The 18,162-nt window shown below is 38.4% G+C and carries 14 protein-coding genes; 1 reads left to right on the top strand and 13 read right to left on the bottom strand.

Going from position 1 to position 18,162, the window contains the following annotated elements; all coding sequences use genetic code 11:
* Window positions 1–78: 78 nt before the first annotated feature.
* From trpA to AC00Y6_RS10120, 7 genes are all read right to left on the bottom strand, one after another.
* Complete coding sequence (gene trpA, locus AC00Y6_RS10150) at window positions 79–813, bottom strand: tryptophan synthase subunit alpha (RefSeq protein WP_474490508.1); 735 nt, start codon at window positions 811–813, stop codon at window positions 79–81.
* A 64-nt stretch (window positions 814–877) separates the two neighbouring features.
* Window positions 878–2,065, bottom strand: coding sequence for a tryptophan synthase subunit beta (gene trpB, locus AC00Y6_RS10145; RefSeq protein ID WP_474490507.1), 1,188 nt, complete (start codon window positions 2,063–2,065; stop codon window positions 878–880).
* A 77-nt stretch (window positions 2,066–2,142) separates the two neighbouring features.
* Window positions 2,143–2,811 (bottom strand): phosphoribosylanthranilate isomerase, encoded by a 669-nt coding sequence (locus tag AC00Y6_RS10140; RefSeq protein ID WP_474490506.1) that lies wholly within the window; start codon window positions 2,809–2,811, stop codon window positions 2,143–2,145.
* Window positions 2,812–2,816: 5 nt separating this feature from the next.
* Window positions 2,817–3,596, bottom strand: coding sequence for an indole-3-glycerol phosphate synthase TrpC (gene trpC / locus AC00Y6_RS10135; protein ID WP_474490505.1), 780 nt, complete (start codon window positions 3,594–3,596; stop codon window positions 2,817–2,819).
* Window positions 3,597–3,680: 84 nt separating this feature from the next.
* Window positions 3,681–4,667: an anthranilate phosphoribosyltransferase gene (trpD, locus tag AC00Y6_RS10130; RefSeq protein ID WP_474490504.1), complete on the bottom strand. Its 987-nt coding sequence runs from the start codon at window positions 4,665–4,667 to the stop codon at window positions 3,681–3,683.
* Between the two features lies 1 nt (window position 4,668).
* Window positions 4,669–5,235 carry an anthranilate synthase component II gene (locus AC00Y6_RS10125; RefSeq protein ID WP_474490503.1) on the bottom strand — a complete coding sequence of 189 codons (567 nt, stop codon included), beginning with the start codon at window positions 5,233–5,235 and terminating at the stop codon, window positions 4,669–4,671.
* On the bottom strand, window positions 5,232–6,650 hold the full coding sequence (locus AC00Y6_RS10120; RefSeq protein WP_474490502.1) for an anthranilate synthase component I family protein: 1,419 nt from the start codon (window positions 6,648–6,650) through the stop codon (window positions 5,232–5,234). The genes AC00Y6_RS10125 and AC00Y6_RS10120 overlap by 4 nt, the downstream gene beginning before the upstream one ends.
* A 335-nt stretch (window positions 6,651–6,985) precedes the next feature.
* Between AC00Y6_RS10120 and AC00Y6_RS10115 the strand changes: the two genes are divergently transcribed.
* Window positions 6,986–7,342, top strand: coding sequence for an arsenate reductase family protein (locus AC00Y6_RS10115; RefSeq protein ID WP_474490501.1), 357 nt, complete (start codon window positions 6,986–6,988; stop codon window positions 7,340–7,342).
* Window positions 7,343–7,371: 29 nt separating this feature from the next.
* On the opposite strand, the gene AC00Y6_RS10110 is transcribed toward AC00Y6_RS10115, so the two are convergent.
* The 6 genes from AC00Y6_RS10110 to AC00Y6_RS10085 form a co-directional block, all read right to left on the bottom strand.
* Window positions 7,372–9,219, bottom strand: coding sequence for a glycoside hydrolase family 13 protein (locus AC00Y6_RS10110; protein WP_474490500.1), 1,848 nt, complete (start codon window positions 9,217–9,219; stop codon window positions 7,372–7,374).
* Window positions 9,220–9,234: 15 nt separating this feature from the next.
* Window positions 9,235–10,275 (bottom strand): succinylglutamate desuccinylase/aspartoacylase family protein, encoded by a 1,041-nt coding sequence (locus AC00Y6_RS10105; RefSeq protein WP_474490499.1) that lies wholly within the window; start codon window positions 10,273–10,275, stop codon window positions 9,235–9,237.
* Between the two features lie 73 nt (window positions 10,276–10,348).
* Complete coding sequence (locus tag AC00Y6_RS10100; protein WP_474490498.1) at window positions 10,349–12,505, bottom strand: glycoside hydrolase family 97 protein; 2,157 nt, start codon at window positions 12,503–12,505, stop codon at window positions 10,349–10,351.
* Between the two features lie 79 nt (window positions 12,506–12,584).
* On the bottom strand, window positions 12,585–13,691 hold the full coding sequence (locus tag AC00Y6_RS10095) for a SusE domain-containing protein (protein WP_474490497.1): 1,107 nt from the start codon (window positions 13,689–13,691) through the stop codon (window positions 12,585–12,587).
* A 14-nt stretch (window positions 13,692–13,705) separates the two neighbouring features.
* Complete coding sequence (locus AC00Y6_RS10090; RefSeq protein ID WP_474490496.1) at window positions 13,706–15,283, bottom strand: RagB/SusD family nutrient uptake outer membrane protein; 1,578 nt, start codon at window positions 15,281–15,283, stop codon at window positions 13,706–13,708.
* A 6-nt stretch (window positions 15,284–15,289) separates the two neighbouring features.
* Window positions 15,290–18,022: a SusC/RagA family TonB-linked outer membrane protein gene (locus tag AC00Y6_RS10085; RefSeq protein WP_474490495.1), complete on the bottom strand. Its 2,733-nt coding sequence runs from the start codon at window positions 18,020–18,022 to the stop codon at window positions 15,290–15,292.
* Window positions 18,023–18,162 lie beyond the last annotated feature (140 nt).

Below are 18,162 nucleotides of genomic sequence, written 5' to 3'. Positions count from 1 at the left end.
TTTTTTCTAAAAAAAACAAAAAAAATCGGAAGAAAAAATCTTCCGACCATGACTACCAAATCGGGAGCTTTTTGTGTTTTATGCTTTAATTGCTTTTATAAAATCAAATGCCTTTTCTTTCCAATCTTCATTTTCCAGAAGGATTTTCACAAATGCCGTTCCTATAATTCCACCATCAGCCTTTTCGGTTACACTTTGAAAATCATTATGATTTTTGATACCAAAACCGATAAAAACTGGATTTTTAAGTTTCAGTGAAGCAATCCGTTCAAAATAATCTTCATTCTTAAGCTGCACATTTTCTTTTCCTGTAGTGGATGAAGAACTCACGGCGTACAAAAATCCCGAACTTAGCGAATCCAAATATTTGATTCTCTCCACCGAGGTTTCAGGCGTTATAAGGAAGGTAAAATTGATACCATGTTTTTTTAAAATAGAACCATAGTGCCTTTCGAATTCAAAAGGAGGCAGATCAGGAATTATCAATCCAGAGATGCCCACTTTCTGACATTTGGCACAAAACTTTTCAAAACCAAACTGTAAAACAGGATTAAAGTATCCCATCAATACTTTCGGAATTGTCACCGAATCCTTGATTTCTGCTAATTGTTCAAATAATTTTTTGATTGTCATCCCGTTTTCAAGTGCCAGATGATGTGCCTGCTGAATCACAGGGCCATCTGCCACTGGATCCGAATAAGGAATCCCAATTTCCATCATATCTGCTCCGGACTCTTGAATAAGGCGGGCGATTTTTCCGGTATCTTCCAGCTTTGGGATACCTGCTGTAAAATATATATTTAGTTTTTTCATAAGATTGTAAAAAGTATGATGTAAACTGTATTTAAAAATTAATTAATGTGATACTTTGTACATATTACATTGTGCTTTGTACATTCAAATACGTTTCCATATCCTTATCGCCACGGCCACTCAGGCAAATGACCACCACATCATCTTTTTCAAATTTCTTTTTGTCAAGAACAGCCAAAGCGTGTGCACTTTCCAACGCCGGAATTATCCCTTCAGTTCTGGTCAAATCAAATGCAGATTGCAAGGCTTCATCATCATTAACACTGAAAAACTCTGCTCTTTTTTCTTTGAAAAGGTTGGCGTGCAAAGGGCCGATGCCCGGATAATCCAAACCAGCCGAGATTGAATAAGGTTCTATCACCTGACCGTCTTCCGTCTGCATCACCAGACTTTGGCTACCATGCAGAACACCTAAAGTCCCCAGAAAAGTAGTCGCCGCAGATTTCCCCGAGTCCTTGCCCAATCCGCCGGCTTCAGCAGCAATCAGTTTAACACTTTCGTCATTTGCAAAATGATAAAAAGTCCCTGCGGCATTGCTTCCACCACCTACACAGGCAATCAGGTAATCAGGATTTTCCCTTCCTATTTTTTCATTCAATTGCTGTTTGATTTCCTTAGAAATAACGCTTTGAAACCGTGCTACAATATCCGGAAAAGGATGCGGCCCCACCACACTACCAATGATATAGTGCGTGGTAGATGGATTATTGATCCAGTCACGAAGCGCCTCGTTTACGGCATCTTTTAGGGTTTTGGATCCGGACGTTGCGGGAACCACTTTTGCACCCAGCATTTTCATGCGTGCAACGTTGGGAGCCTGTCTTGCAATATCCACTTCGCCCATGTAAACGATGCACTCCAAACCAAGTAAAGCGCAAGCTGTGGCTGTTGCAACGCCATGTTGCCCGGCACCTGTCTCAGCAATAATCCTGTGTTTACCTAATTTTTTAGCCAGCAAAGCCTGCCCCAATGCATTATTGATTTTGTGCGCTCCGGTATGGTTAAGGTCTTCCCTTTTAAGGTAAATATTGGTGGCGTATTTTTTACTGAGGTTTTTCGCAAAATAAAGTGGTGTCTCACGGCCGACATAGTTCTTCAAAAGATCCTGGAACTCTGCCTGAAATTCTTCAGATTCCATAATATCCAGGTATTTCTCCTGAAGTTCTGCAACATTTGGGTAAAGCATTTCGGGAACAAAAGCACCTCCGAAATTGCCATAATAACCGTTTGTATCTGGGCTTTGGTAATTCATAATTGTTTTTTTTATAAGGGAATTTTACAGAGATGATCAATATCAAAAAACTGAGCATCTGTTCTCCTGTAAAAAATCTATATTTCTAATATTTTTTTTAATTCTTTTATTTTTCCTAAATCTTTATTTCCAGCTTCGATCTCAAATTTTGAATTGACGTCAAGAGCGTAAGGTTTTTGAGTGATATTTTCTAAATTCCTTGCATTTTTCAATGAAATTCCACCGCTCAAAAAATAGGGAATTGGAATTTCGATATCGTTCAAAATATTCCAATTGAAGGTTTTCCCTGTTCCGCCAAAAGCTTTGGAATCTGTATCGAATAAAAGGTAGTTGATAATTTTTGGCTGATGATTAATGATTTTTTGTAATTCTTCAGACGATTGATTTCCAATTCTGATGACTTTTATAATTCCGATTTCTGAATTTAATTTTTGTCTCAATTCTGAAATGAACTCTTCATTTTCATCGCCATGAAGCTGGATAAGATTCAATTTTGCCTGTTCAACAATTTCAACAATTTCATCCATATTTTCATTCACAAAAACACCAACTTTTCTGGGATGATTGATTTCTGAGATTTGTTTTAGATTCAAATGATTCAAAACATATCTTGGTGATTTTTCGTAGAAAATAAAACCTAAGAAATCCACTTCCAAATCGATCAATTCTTGTATTTGATCAAGCTTTTTCAATCCGCAAACTTTGATTAGTGGCTGGTTTCTGGCTTTTGGCTTTTGATTTTCCATTATTGTTAAATTGCTACATTGGAAACAAATTCGCTTAATTTCTTGCCCGGATCTTTATCTTTCATAAAATATTCGCCCATCAAAAACCCATCAAATCCTTTTTCTTTCAAAAATCTAAAGTCTTCCTCATTATAAATTCCACTTTCTGCGATTGAAAAAATATCTTTTGGAAGCTGATTTTTCAAATCTACAGAATGCTGCAAATCTACTTTAAAATCTTTCAGGTTCCGGTTGTTAATCCCAACAAAATCAACATTTTTATTAATGTGTTTCAGTTCTTCTTCAGAATGGATTTCGAGCAACACCTCGAGGTTTAAAGTATGTGCCAAATCCGTAAATTCTGAAACCTGAGTGGGCGAAAGACACGCTGCAATCAGCAAAATAATATCGGCTCCGATTGATTTTGCTTCGTAAAATTGGTATTCATCAATCATGAAATCTTTCCTCAAAATCGGAATATTAATATGATTTCTGACATTTAGAATATCATCAAAACTTCCACCAAAAAAATCTTTATCCGTCAAAATAGAAACGGCGCTCGCCCCAAATTTTTCATATCCAGAAACCACTTCCAGAGGAGCGATCTTATCGTTGATAATACCTTTACTTGGCGATTGCCTTTTAAACTCGGCAATAATACCGGATTTTGTTCTGATTGTTTCTTTTAAAGAAAAAGTGTCTCGGTTGAAAAATGCTGACTCTTTCAGTCGCTGAACAGAAACATGAGATTTTGCGCTCTCAACCTCCTGTTTTTTTCTTTCTATGATTTTATAGAGGATATTCATTTTTATTTTTTTGAACCGTAAAGATTATCAATTGCTCTTTAAGCTATGCAAAAGCCTAAAAAAGTTTTTTTGGTTTTCTAATTTTTAATTAATAATGTTTTTCAAACATTGTAACGCTTTCCTACTTTCCAGGCTTTCTTTTGCAATAGCTAAACAATCATCATAACTTCCATATTTTGCGGTATTTTCCAGAGCAATGGAAGCATTAGCCAAAACTACAGAATTCTGTTCTCCGGTTCCGTTGCCTTCCAGAATTTTGATAAACAACTGAGCCGCTTCTTCTTTGCTCTCGCCACCGAAAATACTTTCTGGATGTATGTTTTTAAATTTCAAATCTTCTGCAGAATAGATTTTTTCGCCATTTTTACTGAAAACTTTTGTGTCTCCCGTCAGGGAAATTTCATCGTAACCATCCAAAGCGTGAACAATCATAAAAGGATGCTGCTGCTTTTGCAATAGATATTGATAAACCCTGGCAATCTCTAGGCTGGCCACACCAATCATTGTAAAATCGGGATGCGCTGGATTGACCAACGGCCCCAAAAGGTTGAAAAACGTTTTGAGCCCCAACTGTTTGCGGAATGGTGCTACCGACTTCAGTGCGGGATGAAACAGCGGTGCGTGCAGAAAACAGATGTTTCCTTTTTCCAAATCTGACTTCAAATCTTCGGAATTATCTTTGAATTTGTAACCCAATTCTTCCAAAACATTGGACGACCCCGAAATAGACGATGCGCCATAGTTGCCCTGTTTTGCCACCTTCTGCCCTGCTCCGGCCACGATAAAACTCGCCAATGTAGAAATATTAAAGGTATTTTTTCCGTCTCCCCCAGTCCCTACTATGTCTACCAAATCTGTAGTCCCTAGGTGTGCAGGCTTTGCCAAATCCAGCAACGCTTCGCGGAAACCTTCCATCTCCCCCAGCGTGATAGTTCTCATTAGAAATACAGTGATAAAGGAGATCACCTCGCTGTCATTAAATTTATTTTGTGAAATCTCAATCAAAATGGCTTTGGCTTCGGATTTTGTCAAAGTCTGGTGATTGAAAAGATATTGTAGGATTTGTTTCATTTTAATTCAATAAAAAATTCTCTAAAATTTTTTTTCCATCAGGTGTTAAAATACTCTCCGGATGGTATTGCACGGCGTGAACATCATAAACCCTGTGTTTCAGGCTCATAATCATTCCGTTAGTATCTGTGCTGGTAACCTCCAGATCTGCCGGAAAATCATCCGGATTAACAGCCCAGGAATGGTAACGCCCAACCTGTAATACAGTTGGTAGATCATCAAAAATTTTATGATTAGACGTTTGAACGGCGTCTGTTGCTACGCCATGATAGATATCGGACAGATTGATGAGACTGCCTCCAAACGCTTCTGCAATAGCCTGCTGACCAAGGCAAACTCCAAATATTGATTTTGTGGGCGCATATTTTTTAATCACATCCAACAGAATGCCAGCTTCTTCGGGAATTCCGGGGCCTGGGGAAAGGATTATTTTATCATATTTTTCAATATCTTTCAAGGGAATTTGGTCGTTACGGAAAACATCTACTTTTTCACCAACAATTTGTTCTATGATTTGAACCAAATTATAAGTGAAACTATCATAGTTATCGAATACTAATATTTTCATAATTTTTCAGCTTTTACAATCGCTTTTTTCAAAGCACCCAATTTATTATTAACTTCCTGAAGTTCATTTTCGGGAATAGATTTGGCTACAATCCCGGCACCTGCCTGATAAAAAAGCGTTCTATTTTTACTCAAAAAAGTTCTTATCATAATGGCCTGATTACAACTGCCATCAAAGCCTACGAAGCCAATACAACCTGCATAATAACTTCGGGAGGTTTTTTCGTGTTCATCTATAAGCTGCATAGCGCGGTATTTTGGCGCACCGCTGAGAGTGCCTTGAGGAAAGGTGGTGGCGATCATTTCGTAAGGGTTTTGGTCTGGCGAAACCTCAGCTACAACTTCGGAAACCATATGAATGACGTGCGAGAAAAAATGGATCTCTTTCAATTTGGAAACCGTTGTATTTTTTCCGTGGATGCTGAGATCATTCCTCGCCAAATCTACCAGCATTGTATGTTCGGCATTTTCTTTCGGGTCTTTTTTAAGTTCTTCGGCCGCCTGCAAATCCTGCTCTACATTACCTGTCCTTTTAAACGTACCGGCAATAGGATGGATAATGGCCTTGCTATCCTTGATGATGAGCTGACTTTCTGGGCTGGAACCCATTAATTTGTAATCGCCATAATCAAAGAAAAACAAATATGGCGAGGGATTAATATTTCGCAAGGCACGATAGACATTGAACTCGTCACCTTGGAATTTCTGCTCGAAACGCCTGCTCAAAACCAATTGGAACACGTCGCCACGGAAACAGTGTTTTTTGGCAAGATTAACAGCAGCCAGATACTCATCATCCGTTAGGTTAGACGTTTCCGCACCCAAAATCCCGAATGGGAAAACCGGCGCATTTTTCTGATGAATCAGGTTTTCTATTGTAGCCATCTCGGATCTGAGGCCTTTAATCCTGTTTTCGATCAAAAACATCTCATCATTGTAATGGTTGATGGCAATGACGTATTGATAAAGCCTGTAGCGCATCAATGGGATTTTATTTTCCTCGGATTGTTCCTTGAATTTGATATTTTCAAAAAACGGGATCGCATCATAACTTGTATAACCAAAAAATCCCTGGGCCTGTTTCCCAATCTCATATTCTGGCACATCGCAGTGGAAACATTGTGAAAACTGCTGCAACAATTCCGGCAAATTTTGATCTTGAAGACTGATCTTTTCAGGGTTTTGAAGCGGAAATTTGATCTCAGCCTCGTCATAATCCCTGATTTCTATCCCGGCAATGGCATTAACACAGATGAATGAAAAGTTGTTGTTTTCCCCCGCATTTCCTGCACTTTCCAGCAGAATGGTATCCCGGAACTGATCCCGAAGCCGCAGGTAAATACCGATAGGCGTAAAAAGGTCTGCCAGCTGAGCTTTTACCGTTGTTTTTATAGGAATGATTGTTTCTAAATTCATTGTTTGTTTATTTTTCAGGATTTCTGTTTTCAAAGTGCTGAAACCTGCATAAAAAAAGGCTTTAACAAAAATTGTCAAAGCCTTTATATTGAGTTATAGTTAGTTCAAGATATTAGAACACCGATAATCCTCCCAGACCCGACAAAGAGTTTGAAAGCCACCACCAAGTATTTGTGTTCAATGATTTCATTAGTTAAATATTTACAAATCGGTTTTATTAATGCCGTTTTGATACAGCAAATTTATAAATGATTTTTTAACCCGCAAGGTTTTTTTGCAGTTTTTCTTATTTTTCTATTTAGAAATATTTATAATAATCTACGTAAATTTGGATAATGAAAAAAGTATTTTACCTCAAAACCTGTGGTACCTGCAAAAAAATAATGGCTCATTATGACCTTTCGGGTTGGGAACTGCGTGAAATCAAGTCTAAACCTATCACCGAAGAGGAATTAAATGAAATGTATAAACAAACAAAATCCTACGAATCACTCTTCAGCAAAAAATCGACGCAGATAAAAGCCAGGGGAATTGATGTTTCAGCATTATCAGAAAAAGATTTTAAACATTTGATCCTGGATCATTACAGCTTTTTGAAACGGCCGGTGTTTATAACTGATAAAGAAATTTTCGCCGGAAGCGATAAAAAGAATTTGGAAAACCTTCAACTTTTTTTTGAAAAATCAGAGTAAACCAATATTAAATTATCCTTGGAGGGACTTTATTTCAATTCTAAAATTAATGAAGATTTTGCAGGAACTGACAAATTGGATTTCAAATCAAAATCTTTGTCAGAAATGATATCTTTTCCTTTCGTATAATTCTTCAGACCTTCAGAAAAACGTTTCAAATCTAAAGTCTGGTTTTTCGTATTGTTATTAATTACAACCATTACTCTTTTGCTATCTGTGTATCGGAAATAAACATAAACATTATCATTCGGGATGTAATGCAAAGTCTTTCCGGTGTGAACTGCCTCATTTGTTTTTCTCCAATTCAAGAGTTTTTTAGTATAATCGAAATATTCGTTTTGAGAAGCCGTTCTTCCAGCTTTTGTGAAAGCATTATTCGCATCACCAGCCCAGCCTCCTGGAAAATCTTTACGAATCTCGCCATCGCCACCGTTGTTTTTGTCACCAGCCATTCCAATCTCAGAACCGTAATATAATTGCGGAATCCCACGAATGGTCAAGATCAAACTCATTGCTAGCTTGTAATCTTCAACTTTCGGGAAAATCTGATTAAACCTGTTGGTATCGTGATTTTCAGCAAAAACCAAAATATTATTGATGTCGGGATAAAGGAAATCATTCGCAAAATTATCATAAACCCGCTGCATCCCAGAGTCCCAGCCGGCATCTTCGCGGAAAACCTGACCAAGCGCATCGTGAAGGGTGAAATCCATAACACTTGGCAAATGAGAATTGTAGTTCTCGATTGCTGCAATTTTGGAATCCTTCTGCCAATAAGCCATCTGCGCCTGATCGTGCATCCAAACTTCTCCCACAATATTGAATTTCGGATATTCATCGGTGATTTTTTTGGTCCAATCTGCAATTCCTTTTTTGTCGTTGTAAGAATAAGTGTCCACACGGAAGCCGTCTAAACCGGCATACTCAATCCACCAGATCGCGTTCTGCGCCATATAAGTCACCACCATCGGATTGCTTTGGTTCATATCCTGCATTGTGGTATCAAACCAGCCATCCATACAAGCCGCTTCGTCCACTTTTGCTGCATTGGTATCAAATTGCGTCGTCATTCTGTAATTGCTTCTTTGGAAACCATTTTCCTGCCCGTTCCAATAATGGATCCAATCTTTGGAAGGCAAATCTTGGATGATCCAGCTTTTTGAACCCCAATGATTGGTCACATAATCCATCACGAGTTTCATTTTCCGCTTGTGAAGCTCATCTGCAAGATTTTTGTAATCTTCGTTGCTTCCGTAGCGTGGATCGATTTTGTAATAATCGCTTTGTGCATAACCGTGATAAGAATAAGTTGGTTCATTATCTTCTAACAAAGGCGTGTTCCAAACCGTTGTGATTCCCAAATCCTGAAGGTAATCCAGGTTTTTTACAATCCCGGCAATATCTCCACCGTGGCGGCCACCGTTTTTTGACCTGTCTGCTTTTTCAGCAGTGTCCGGCGTATTATCATTTTTCGGGTTTCCATTAGCAAAACGGTCTGGCATTATCAGATACATTACATCCGACGACTTGTAAGAATCCCTATTAGCGGAGTTTTGTTGTCTTTGCTTAAATTCGTAATCAATAGTTTTAACGATTTTATTTCCGTTTTTGAAATTCAGTTTTGCTTTCTGTGGTTGAACGCCGTTTGTGTCGATGGTTACGAAAAGGTAATTTGGGTTTTCAACTTTTTTGACTTCTTTGATTTTGATTCCGGTTGAAAATTCTGGTTGAAGATTCTGGATATCTTTCCCATAAACTAATAATTGTAGTTCACGATTTTTCATCCCGCTCCACCAGAATGCCGGCTCTACTTTCTGAACCTGGGAATAGAAAACCGCAGAACAAATAATGGCTGATATTGTGATTATTTTTTTCATATGATACGATTGTGATTAGCTTGATTTTTGAGAACCGATGCAGAAAAGCGTTTCCCCTTTGTTCACCGGTGGTGTTCCTATTTTATATAAAATAACACCGTCGGATTCAGAAATAATGTCTTGTTTTTTGTTTCCAAATTCATCGGTAATATATCCTAAAATTTGATCTTTACGAATTTGGTCGCCACTTTTCAGCTGGCTATAAAAAATCCCTGATTGCGGCACTTTGATATAATCCTGACGATCAAAAAATTTTGGTTTTGCTAAAACGCCGGAAATTTTACTATCGTACATCCTAAGATGATGGAGCATATTATAAACAGCGTTTTTTATGAGTTTAACGTTATTTTCCTGCACATTTCCAAGCTTCCCGGCTTCTATACTCAATGCCGTAATCCCTTGTTGGGTAGCTTGTTTAAAAGCATATTTGGCAGGCTCAGTTAAACTGATATTGAAGGGATAAGACACCACGGTTGCAATCCCCGATTTTTCCGAGAGTTGATGCGCAAGATTGGTTTTGTCCGCCAAATCTTCACGGTTATAGTAGCATACAAACGGGAAAAGGTCCTCGTTGGCATCACCGCCGTGTATATCCAGAAAAATATCCGAATTAGAAATAATCTCTGTCGTCATTTTATGGGCAATTTGATCGGTGTAAGTACCATTTTCAGAACCCGGAAAAGCATTATTCAGATTTTTGTTATCCAACGGATTTACAAATGGTGTTCTCTTATAAAAAGACGGCAAACTGGCTATGGGAACAATAATCAAAGTTCCTTTAAGAGATTTAGGATCAATTTCCTTTATCATCTGCTGAACGGCAATAATCGGAGGATATTCGAACCCGTGGATTCCTGCGACAATACTGAAAACCGGTCCCGGTTTTTCTCCTTTAATAATATATACAGGCAGCTGTGTTTCGTTACCGTTAATGGGAATAGATATATCCTGACGAATGGATTTTTTCTCATCAAGGATTTTTTTTATCACTTGGGACTTGGCAAAAGAGGTCATCAAAACTGCGGATAAAAGGACAGAAGAAAAGATTATTTTCATTTTGAATATAACTGAAAATGTAAAAAAATCCCTTTACAAAAAATGTCGAAAATTTTGTAAAGGGAACGGTATTTTATTTAATTGGCTTTACAGAAATGGCGTAACCACCACTTCTCACCAAATGAACAGGCAGTTTTGTTTTGCTGTCCACTGTTTTTTTGTAAATATGGTAACTCTGCGGATTGTTGATATAATCTGCATCTTTACCATCTTCGTAAATGGTTGCTTCGTACTTTTTACCTTTATCAAGGAAGGAAAAATCCACAGTAAAATCCCTTGCGTTTTCATCGGTAATCCCGCCTACAAACCAATTGTCCGTTCCTTTAGCTTTCCTGGCTGTGTGGATGTAATCTCCCGGCTCTGCGGAAAGGATTTTGGTATCGTCCCAATCCGCTGCCACGTCTTTGATAAACTGAAATGCATCCATATGTTTGGCGTAATTCTCTGGCAAATCTGCAGCCATCTGTAGCGGCTGATACATCACCACATAAAGCGCCAGTTGCTTTGCCAAAGTGGTTTTCACAAAACGCTGATCACCTGGGAAATAATAATCCAGTTTGGTTTGGAAAATCCCCGGTGTGTAATCCATCGGGCCGCCCATCCACCTGGTGAAAGGCAAAATGGTCTGATGATCCGGATTGTTACCACCAAAAGCCTCAAACTCGGTTCCGCGCGCAGCTTCGGCAGAGACGTAGTTGGGATATGTCCTGCTCTCGCCTGTTGGCCTCACCGATTCGTGAGAGTTAACCATAATTTTGTACTCATTGGCTTTTTGGGCAATCCTGTAAAAATGGTTGATTGTCCATTGGGAATAATGGTGCTCACCTCTTGGGATAATATCACCAACATAACCTGTTTTTACCGCATCATAACCATATTGATTCATCAGCTTAAAGGCTTTATCTGCCCATCTTTCGTAATTGGTTGCAGAGCCAGAAGTCTCGTGGTGCATTATGAGTTTAATCCCTTTGGAATGTGCATAATCGTTCAGCATTTTAATATCAAAATCCGGATACGGCGTGATGAAATCAAATACAAACTCTTTGGAGTGCCCAAACCAATCTTCCCAGCCCGTGTTCCAGCCTTCGATCAAAAGACCTTTGAAGCCGTTGGCCGCTGCAAAATCGATATATTCTTTAACTTTGGTATTGTTTGCAGCGTGTTTTCCGTTAGGTGTTAATTTAGAAAAATCGGTTTCGCCAATATGTACATTTTCAGCGGTAGAATAAGCCCATTGCGATTTCCCAATAATCATCTCCCACCATACGCCCATATACTTTGTTGGGTGGATGTAAGATGTGTCGGTATATTTTGTCGGCTCATTCAGGTTAAACAGCATTTTGGAATCCAAAACTTCTTCGGCTTTCGGGGAAACGATTATCGTTCTCCAAGGTGTGGTTGATGGTGTTTGGATATAACCTTTGGCACCTTGCCTGTCTGCCGTAAGATGGGTTTTGAATTTGAAATTTTTAGCATCCACTTCCAGGTGGGAAGCCGGATAATCCAAAACGGCGGCTTCTGCCACATTGATATACAATGGTGATTTGCCTTCCACTTTCAGCATCAGTGGCGATTGCACCGCATCTTTAATTGGTGTTTGAGAGGCATTGGAATCTACAGATTGTGCCCATCTGGCAGGGATTTCTGATACTTTTGTTGTCTGAGGCTGATATTCCTGGGAATCGTAATCTCCGGGGATCCACCAGGCTTTCATATCTGTTGGGAAATCGATTTCCGAATCTTCTTCCCTAATGACAAAATAGTTAAGGTTTTTCTGCTGAGGGAACTCATAGCGGAAACCTAAACCATCATTAAACAACCTAAATTTCACCACAATGCTGCGATCAGACGCAGCCTGATTCAGTGTAACGGCCAATTCATTATAATGATTGATATAGTTTTTTTTCTCGCCTAAAACCGGTTGCCAATTTTCGTTTTTCGAGTCTCTTTTTTCAGCAGTTTTTGTAAAACCGTTGTTAAGATCAAATGTCGCATCTTCCGGTTTCGCAATCTCAGACGCAAATTTGATAGAAGTATCCTTGAAAAGCCTAATCCCCAATTTTGAATCTTCTACAACTACGTTCCCATTATACTTTAAATTATAAAAAGGAACGCCATTTTTCAGTTGGAAATTCATTTCAAATTTGCCGTCTGGCGACTTCAGGTTTTGGGCATTAATCCCGGTAAACATCAATGAGAACAACACTGCTCCAATGGTGATTTTTTTCATTTTCTCTAAGGTTTATATATTGCTACAATATAAAAAAAGTGCTGCGCAACCGCAACACTTTTCTATTTATAATTTCAAATTACAGTTTTGTAACAGTAAGTTTATAATTGGCCGAGTTATGAAGATCTAACTCAATCTTATAATTACCTGCGGTCTCAACTTTATAGCTGCTGTCCCCTGTTACAGTCCCTTCTGATGTAAGGTAAGTTGTAACAGCTTTACCAGAAACCAATACCTGATCGGCGCTGGCTGGCTGAATTTTTATATCCCAACCATCATTAGCTCTGAACTTGAAAACGCCGCCAGATGATAATGCGATGGAGTTGATAACATAGGTTTTTGTAGTTGGATTGTAAACAAAATCTGTATCGGAGTTCCAACCCGTTGGTGTTGCATCTCCAATGACACCAAAGTTGGCCAAGACTGCCGAGTAAGTGTTAGCAGCCCAATCTACTTTTAAATAATATGTACCTGCTACTTTTGCTGGAATATTAGCGCCATCAACTTTGAGTTTGCCAGTACCAGATCCATCATCACCTTTGTTTCCGGCCCAATCATTATTGATTGCAAACTTAAACTCACTTTTGTCAGAAGACACGTAAATAAAGCCTCTGTATTTATCGTCTTTTGCTGGTGAGAAAAGATTAGGCGAATTATTTGGTTGCCAATTGTCATAACCTGCCGCCCCAGCATATCCACCTGGCACCTGAATTTTTGGATAAATCAAATCGGGATTAGGGGTATACGGAGTAATAGTAGCGGTAATCACATTGGAATAAAATACTGCAGAACCTACTACCGTTTTTAATCTTACTTCTGTTTGATTCGGAAGATCTGGTGTAGCGCCAATGCTATACATCGCAGCATTCAGCTGAGCATTAGTTACTGCTATTTTTGACAAATTGTTGGCGACATCAATTGTAGAACTATTTTTAAAATTACCACCTTTAAGAGCGATTTCCAATTGTTGCACAGGTACAATTTTGATATTGAATTGTGCCTGCGATATAGCAAAGTTAACAGCTGGCTGAGACGCAATAACCTCATTAAGCACAACAGTGGTTTTGTCTGCTGATATAGTTGCAGAAGACTGTTGTTCTAGCGTTGCCTGATCCTCATCCTTTTCGCATGAAAAAAGAAAAACGGAAACTAATGCAACGGTTAAAATTTTAAATATATTTTTCATTTATTATCAAGTTTTTAATATCCAGGATTTTGAATAAGGTTTTTGTTTGCAATGATATCTTTTGCAGGAATTGGATAGAGGTTTCTAAAATCAGCTACCGCAGAACCATCTTTGGTACCACCTTTCCACGGCCATAGATAGGCGGCAGATGTAAATTTACCGTATCTAATTAAATCAGTTCTTCTAGTCATTTCCCAACCAAGTTCTCTTCCTCTTTCATCAAGAATAAAATCTTTATCAATACTGCTTACAGTAGGTGCGCCTGCTCTTGTCCTAAGAGCATTAACATAGCCTAATGCCTTTGAAGGATCACCACCAGCACCTCTTGCTACAGCCTCCGCATACATTAGATAAACGTCACCCAATCTCAAAATAGGTTGGTCCGCATCTACATAATTGCCTGAAGGATCAGATCCTTTAACACCAGTACTAGTCACATTTTTATATTTTATAAATCCATAACCATCTGTAAATGTTCCTAGATCATTGATCTCCAGATTCTGACCATTTTTATAAAAATTTCCTCTGCTGTCATTAGAAGGAAATAATGCGACGTATGATTTGGTAGTTCTTAAACCACCCCAACCACCACTAATTCCGAAGTCATCAGCTTTCATAGATCCGCCAACAGCAGCATGTACCATATAGGTTGTACCTCCAGATGTTTGTATTCTTAGTCCATCAAAAGCAACCGGAAGAATAACTTCACTGTTATTTTTATCATTATCTGCCAAGAATAAATCCTGATAATTGCTTTTAAGAGCATACCCTGCACCTGTAACTTTGTCACAATATGTTATGACATCTTTGTAACGTGGTGTACCAGTATACACTTCTGCATTAAGATATAGCTTGGCAAGCAAAGCCCATGCAGCACCTTTGTCAGCTCTGGCATATTGGTTAGTTCTAGCATCTTTAAGATCTGTTGCACATGCTAGCAATTCGGACTCAACGTATTTGAATAGTTCTGGTCTTGTAATCCTTTCCGGTGGGTTAACAGATCCAGGCATATAATCTTCTCTCACAAAAGGAACATTGCCATAAAGATCTAGAGCGTGATAATATGCTAAAGCACGTAAGAACCTTGCCTCTGCCCTCATATATTTAGCTTCTGTCAGATTGTTTCCCGTAATATTATTACTTGCGAGCTTGTCATCAGTAGTATTTCTTATAAATTCATTACAGAAGGCAATTTCTGTAAAAATCCTGTAGTACATCCCACCAACAAATTCATTTTGTGAATCCCAGGTCATTTTGTGAATAGTCTGTAAGTTACCATCATTCCAAGCTATTACAGCTTCGTCTGTAGGTAGAGACTGCAACGTGAACAATTGTCGGGTGTATTGGGAAAAGTTACCGTCAATACCATTGATATCGGCGTTACCACCACCACCTTCCTGTCCACCGTGCGCAAGTCCACCATATAATTTTGCTAATGCATTAGGGTAATTGGCAAAATCCGAAAAAACGCTTAATGATGTTACATCTGTGATAGGAACCTGCTCCAGATCATTTACACAAGAAGTTGTAGTGGCAAATAGAGCCATAAAGGCTACAGCCACAGATATTGATTTGTATTTATTATGTTTCATTGTTGATTAAAATTGAAAGTTAAGTCCTAGAGAGTAAATTCTTGGCATCTGATAATACCCATTATCAATTCCGTTAAATACCTCAGGATCTACTCCCGAGTATTTGGTGATTACAAAAACATTCTGTGCCATACCATAAACTCTTAGGCTGGATCCGGGCGCAAAAATATCTTTAAAATTGTATCCTATATTTACATTATCCAACCTAAGGAAAGAAGCATTTTCTATAAAAAGATCAGAAAAATATCTTGGTATCGTAAACTTGTTATTAGCTGCAGAACTGTAAACATTCTGAAGGTAATCATTGGTTGCAGCAGACTGCAAGGAGCTGTTGGATGATGCATTATTGTAAACATAGTTACCGATAATTGCCCTCGCGCTCAAACCTAAATCCCAAGCCTTGTAGCTCAATTTTGTATTAAAACCTAGGATGACGTCGGGTTGAGTAGACTTATAATAATACATATCTTTTGCATTAACTATACCGTCACCATTACGGTCTACAAATACACCGTCCAAAGGTTTTCCACTGTTATCGTAAACCTGTTGATAGACGTAGAAAGAATAAGGCTGCCCGCCAACATAATGCGCTTGAATGGTATTACCAACACCTCCTGCAATAGATCCTGTAGGAATATTATAAGATTCATCAGCTCCATTAATCAACTTAGTAATTTTGGAGTTATAATGCGTGGCATTAAGAGAGAATTCCCAAGTTGTATTTTCATTCTTAACAGGAACAAATGTGATATTACCTTCAATCCCTTTAGTCTCCATATTCCCTACATTAAGGATATTATGATTACTTAAATCACCAGCAGCAATAGGGCTGTCTAATATCAGATCATTGGTATTCTTTTGGTAAATTTCCACAGAACCAAAAACTCTGTTTTTTAAGAATCCGAAATCAAGACCTACATTCTTCGTGATTGTTGTCTCCCATTTTAAATTCGGATTGTAGATATTGGGACGATACATGAAGTAGTAGCTGCTTCCAAATTGGTAAGAAGCCCCACCGTTACTTGGATTATAGGCAGCATAAGCAGGATAAGTTCCCCCAGTAATCTCCTGATTTCCTGTCTTACCCCATCCACCGCGTAATTTTAAGGTTGACAATCCAGAGTCTTTTAGGAAGTTTTCTTCATTAATCTTCCAAGCTAATGAAACACCAGGGAAAACGCCCCATAAGTTATTGGTTGTACCATTGTAAAATCTAGAAGACCCGTCTCTCCTTAATGATCCAGAAATAATATATTTATTAGCAATGGTAAAAATTGCCCTTCCGTAGAAAGAAAGCAAAACCCGCTCATCTTTATAATCCGGAGAGACTACTATCGGCGTATTATTACCATTATAGGTTGGTGCAAATGGTACATAATTCTGAAATTTTTGATACGCGTAGCCAGCAACAACATCAACATTGGTGTCTATTGCGTCGATAGTCTTCACATAGCTCAGGTAGGTTTCCAACAACTTATTTTTCCTCTCTTGAGAATATTCTCTATAAGTTCCCTTATCATTATAACCAATTTTATAAGCGCCGTTCACCGTTTTTGCACCCTCACTTTTTGTGTAATCTATACCGGCGTTCACATTAAAATGCAAATCTGGTAAAAAATGGAATTTATAATCCAACTGAACATTACCTAATCCTCTCCAAATAGATGACACATCTCTAGTGGCCGCAAGCATTGCTAATGGGTTGGCAGTAGCATTAACATTAATAGGTTTCGCAGGATCTGCGGTTAACCATTCGTAGTAACCCCCAAAATTTGAGTTACCCGAATAGACTGGTTGGGTAGGATCAAAATAAGTAGCACTACCAATCACACCTTCCGCAGGAAATCTATTATCCGTAAAAGTTCCTTTTCCATTGATGTTAACAGTCAAATGGTTATCAAAAAATTTAGGATTTAAATTTAATCCAATTGAGGTTCTTCTAAAATTATTGGTTTTCACAATACCATTTTGCTCATTATAGCCAAGAGATAATCTATAAGGCAAACCTTTTACACCCCCAGATAACGAAATATTGTTATCCGTTCCCCACGCTTTTTGATAAATCTGATCTTGCCAATTGGTATTGGCATTTCCTAATCTTGATTTATAACCTGCGGGGGCATACGTATTCACAAAGTTTCTGAATTCATCCGCATCAAGAACATCAACATTACCCATTTTTGTAGAAACAGAAGCTAATGTAGAAAAGCCAACTTTGAATTTTCCGGCAGATCCTTGCTTAGTCGTAATGAGAATAACACCATTGGAAGCTCTGTTACCATAGATTGCCGCAGCAGAAGCATCTTTCAGGATATCAAAACTCTGGATATCATTTGGATTGATGAGTGATAAAGGATCGGACGCTCCTGAAACAGCACTGAAGTCCTGAGGAACACCGTCAATAACAATTAGAGGAGAATTATTGCCTGTTAAAGAAGAGATACCCCTCACTCTAATAGAACTACCTGCGCCAGGTGCACCACTATTATTAGTAATTTGTACACCTGGCGTTTTTCCCTGTATCAGCTGTGCAGGTGAAGATGCACCACCGTTGAAATCTTTTGCAGTAACAGAAGTGATGGAACCAGTGACATCGGTTTTCTTCTGTTTACCGTAACCAATCAGCACCACTTGTTCGATCTCGGTTTCCTTTTTGATGGAATCGCCTTGTTGTGCATGTAGCATTGTCCCAAACAGCAAAAAAGCGGGGGCAATTTTCAGTACATTATAGTTTCTCACAAAAAATAAATTTTTAAGGTTTGTATTATTTTATTTTAATCAAGATAATTATCGTCTTATCCTGATTGCCAATTTAAAAAAAAATCAATACCATCTTAAAATATTTTAAAAAAGACCGTTTCTACTCATATTTTATAATT

The organism is Epilithonimonas sp., assembly GCF_056329745.1.
This window is presented reverse-complemented; position numbering and strand designations above follow the sequence as displayed.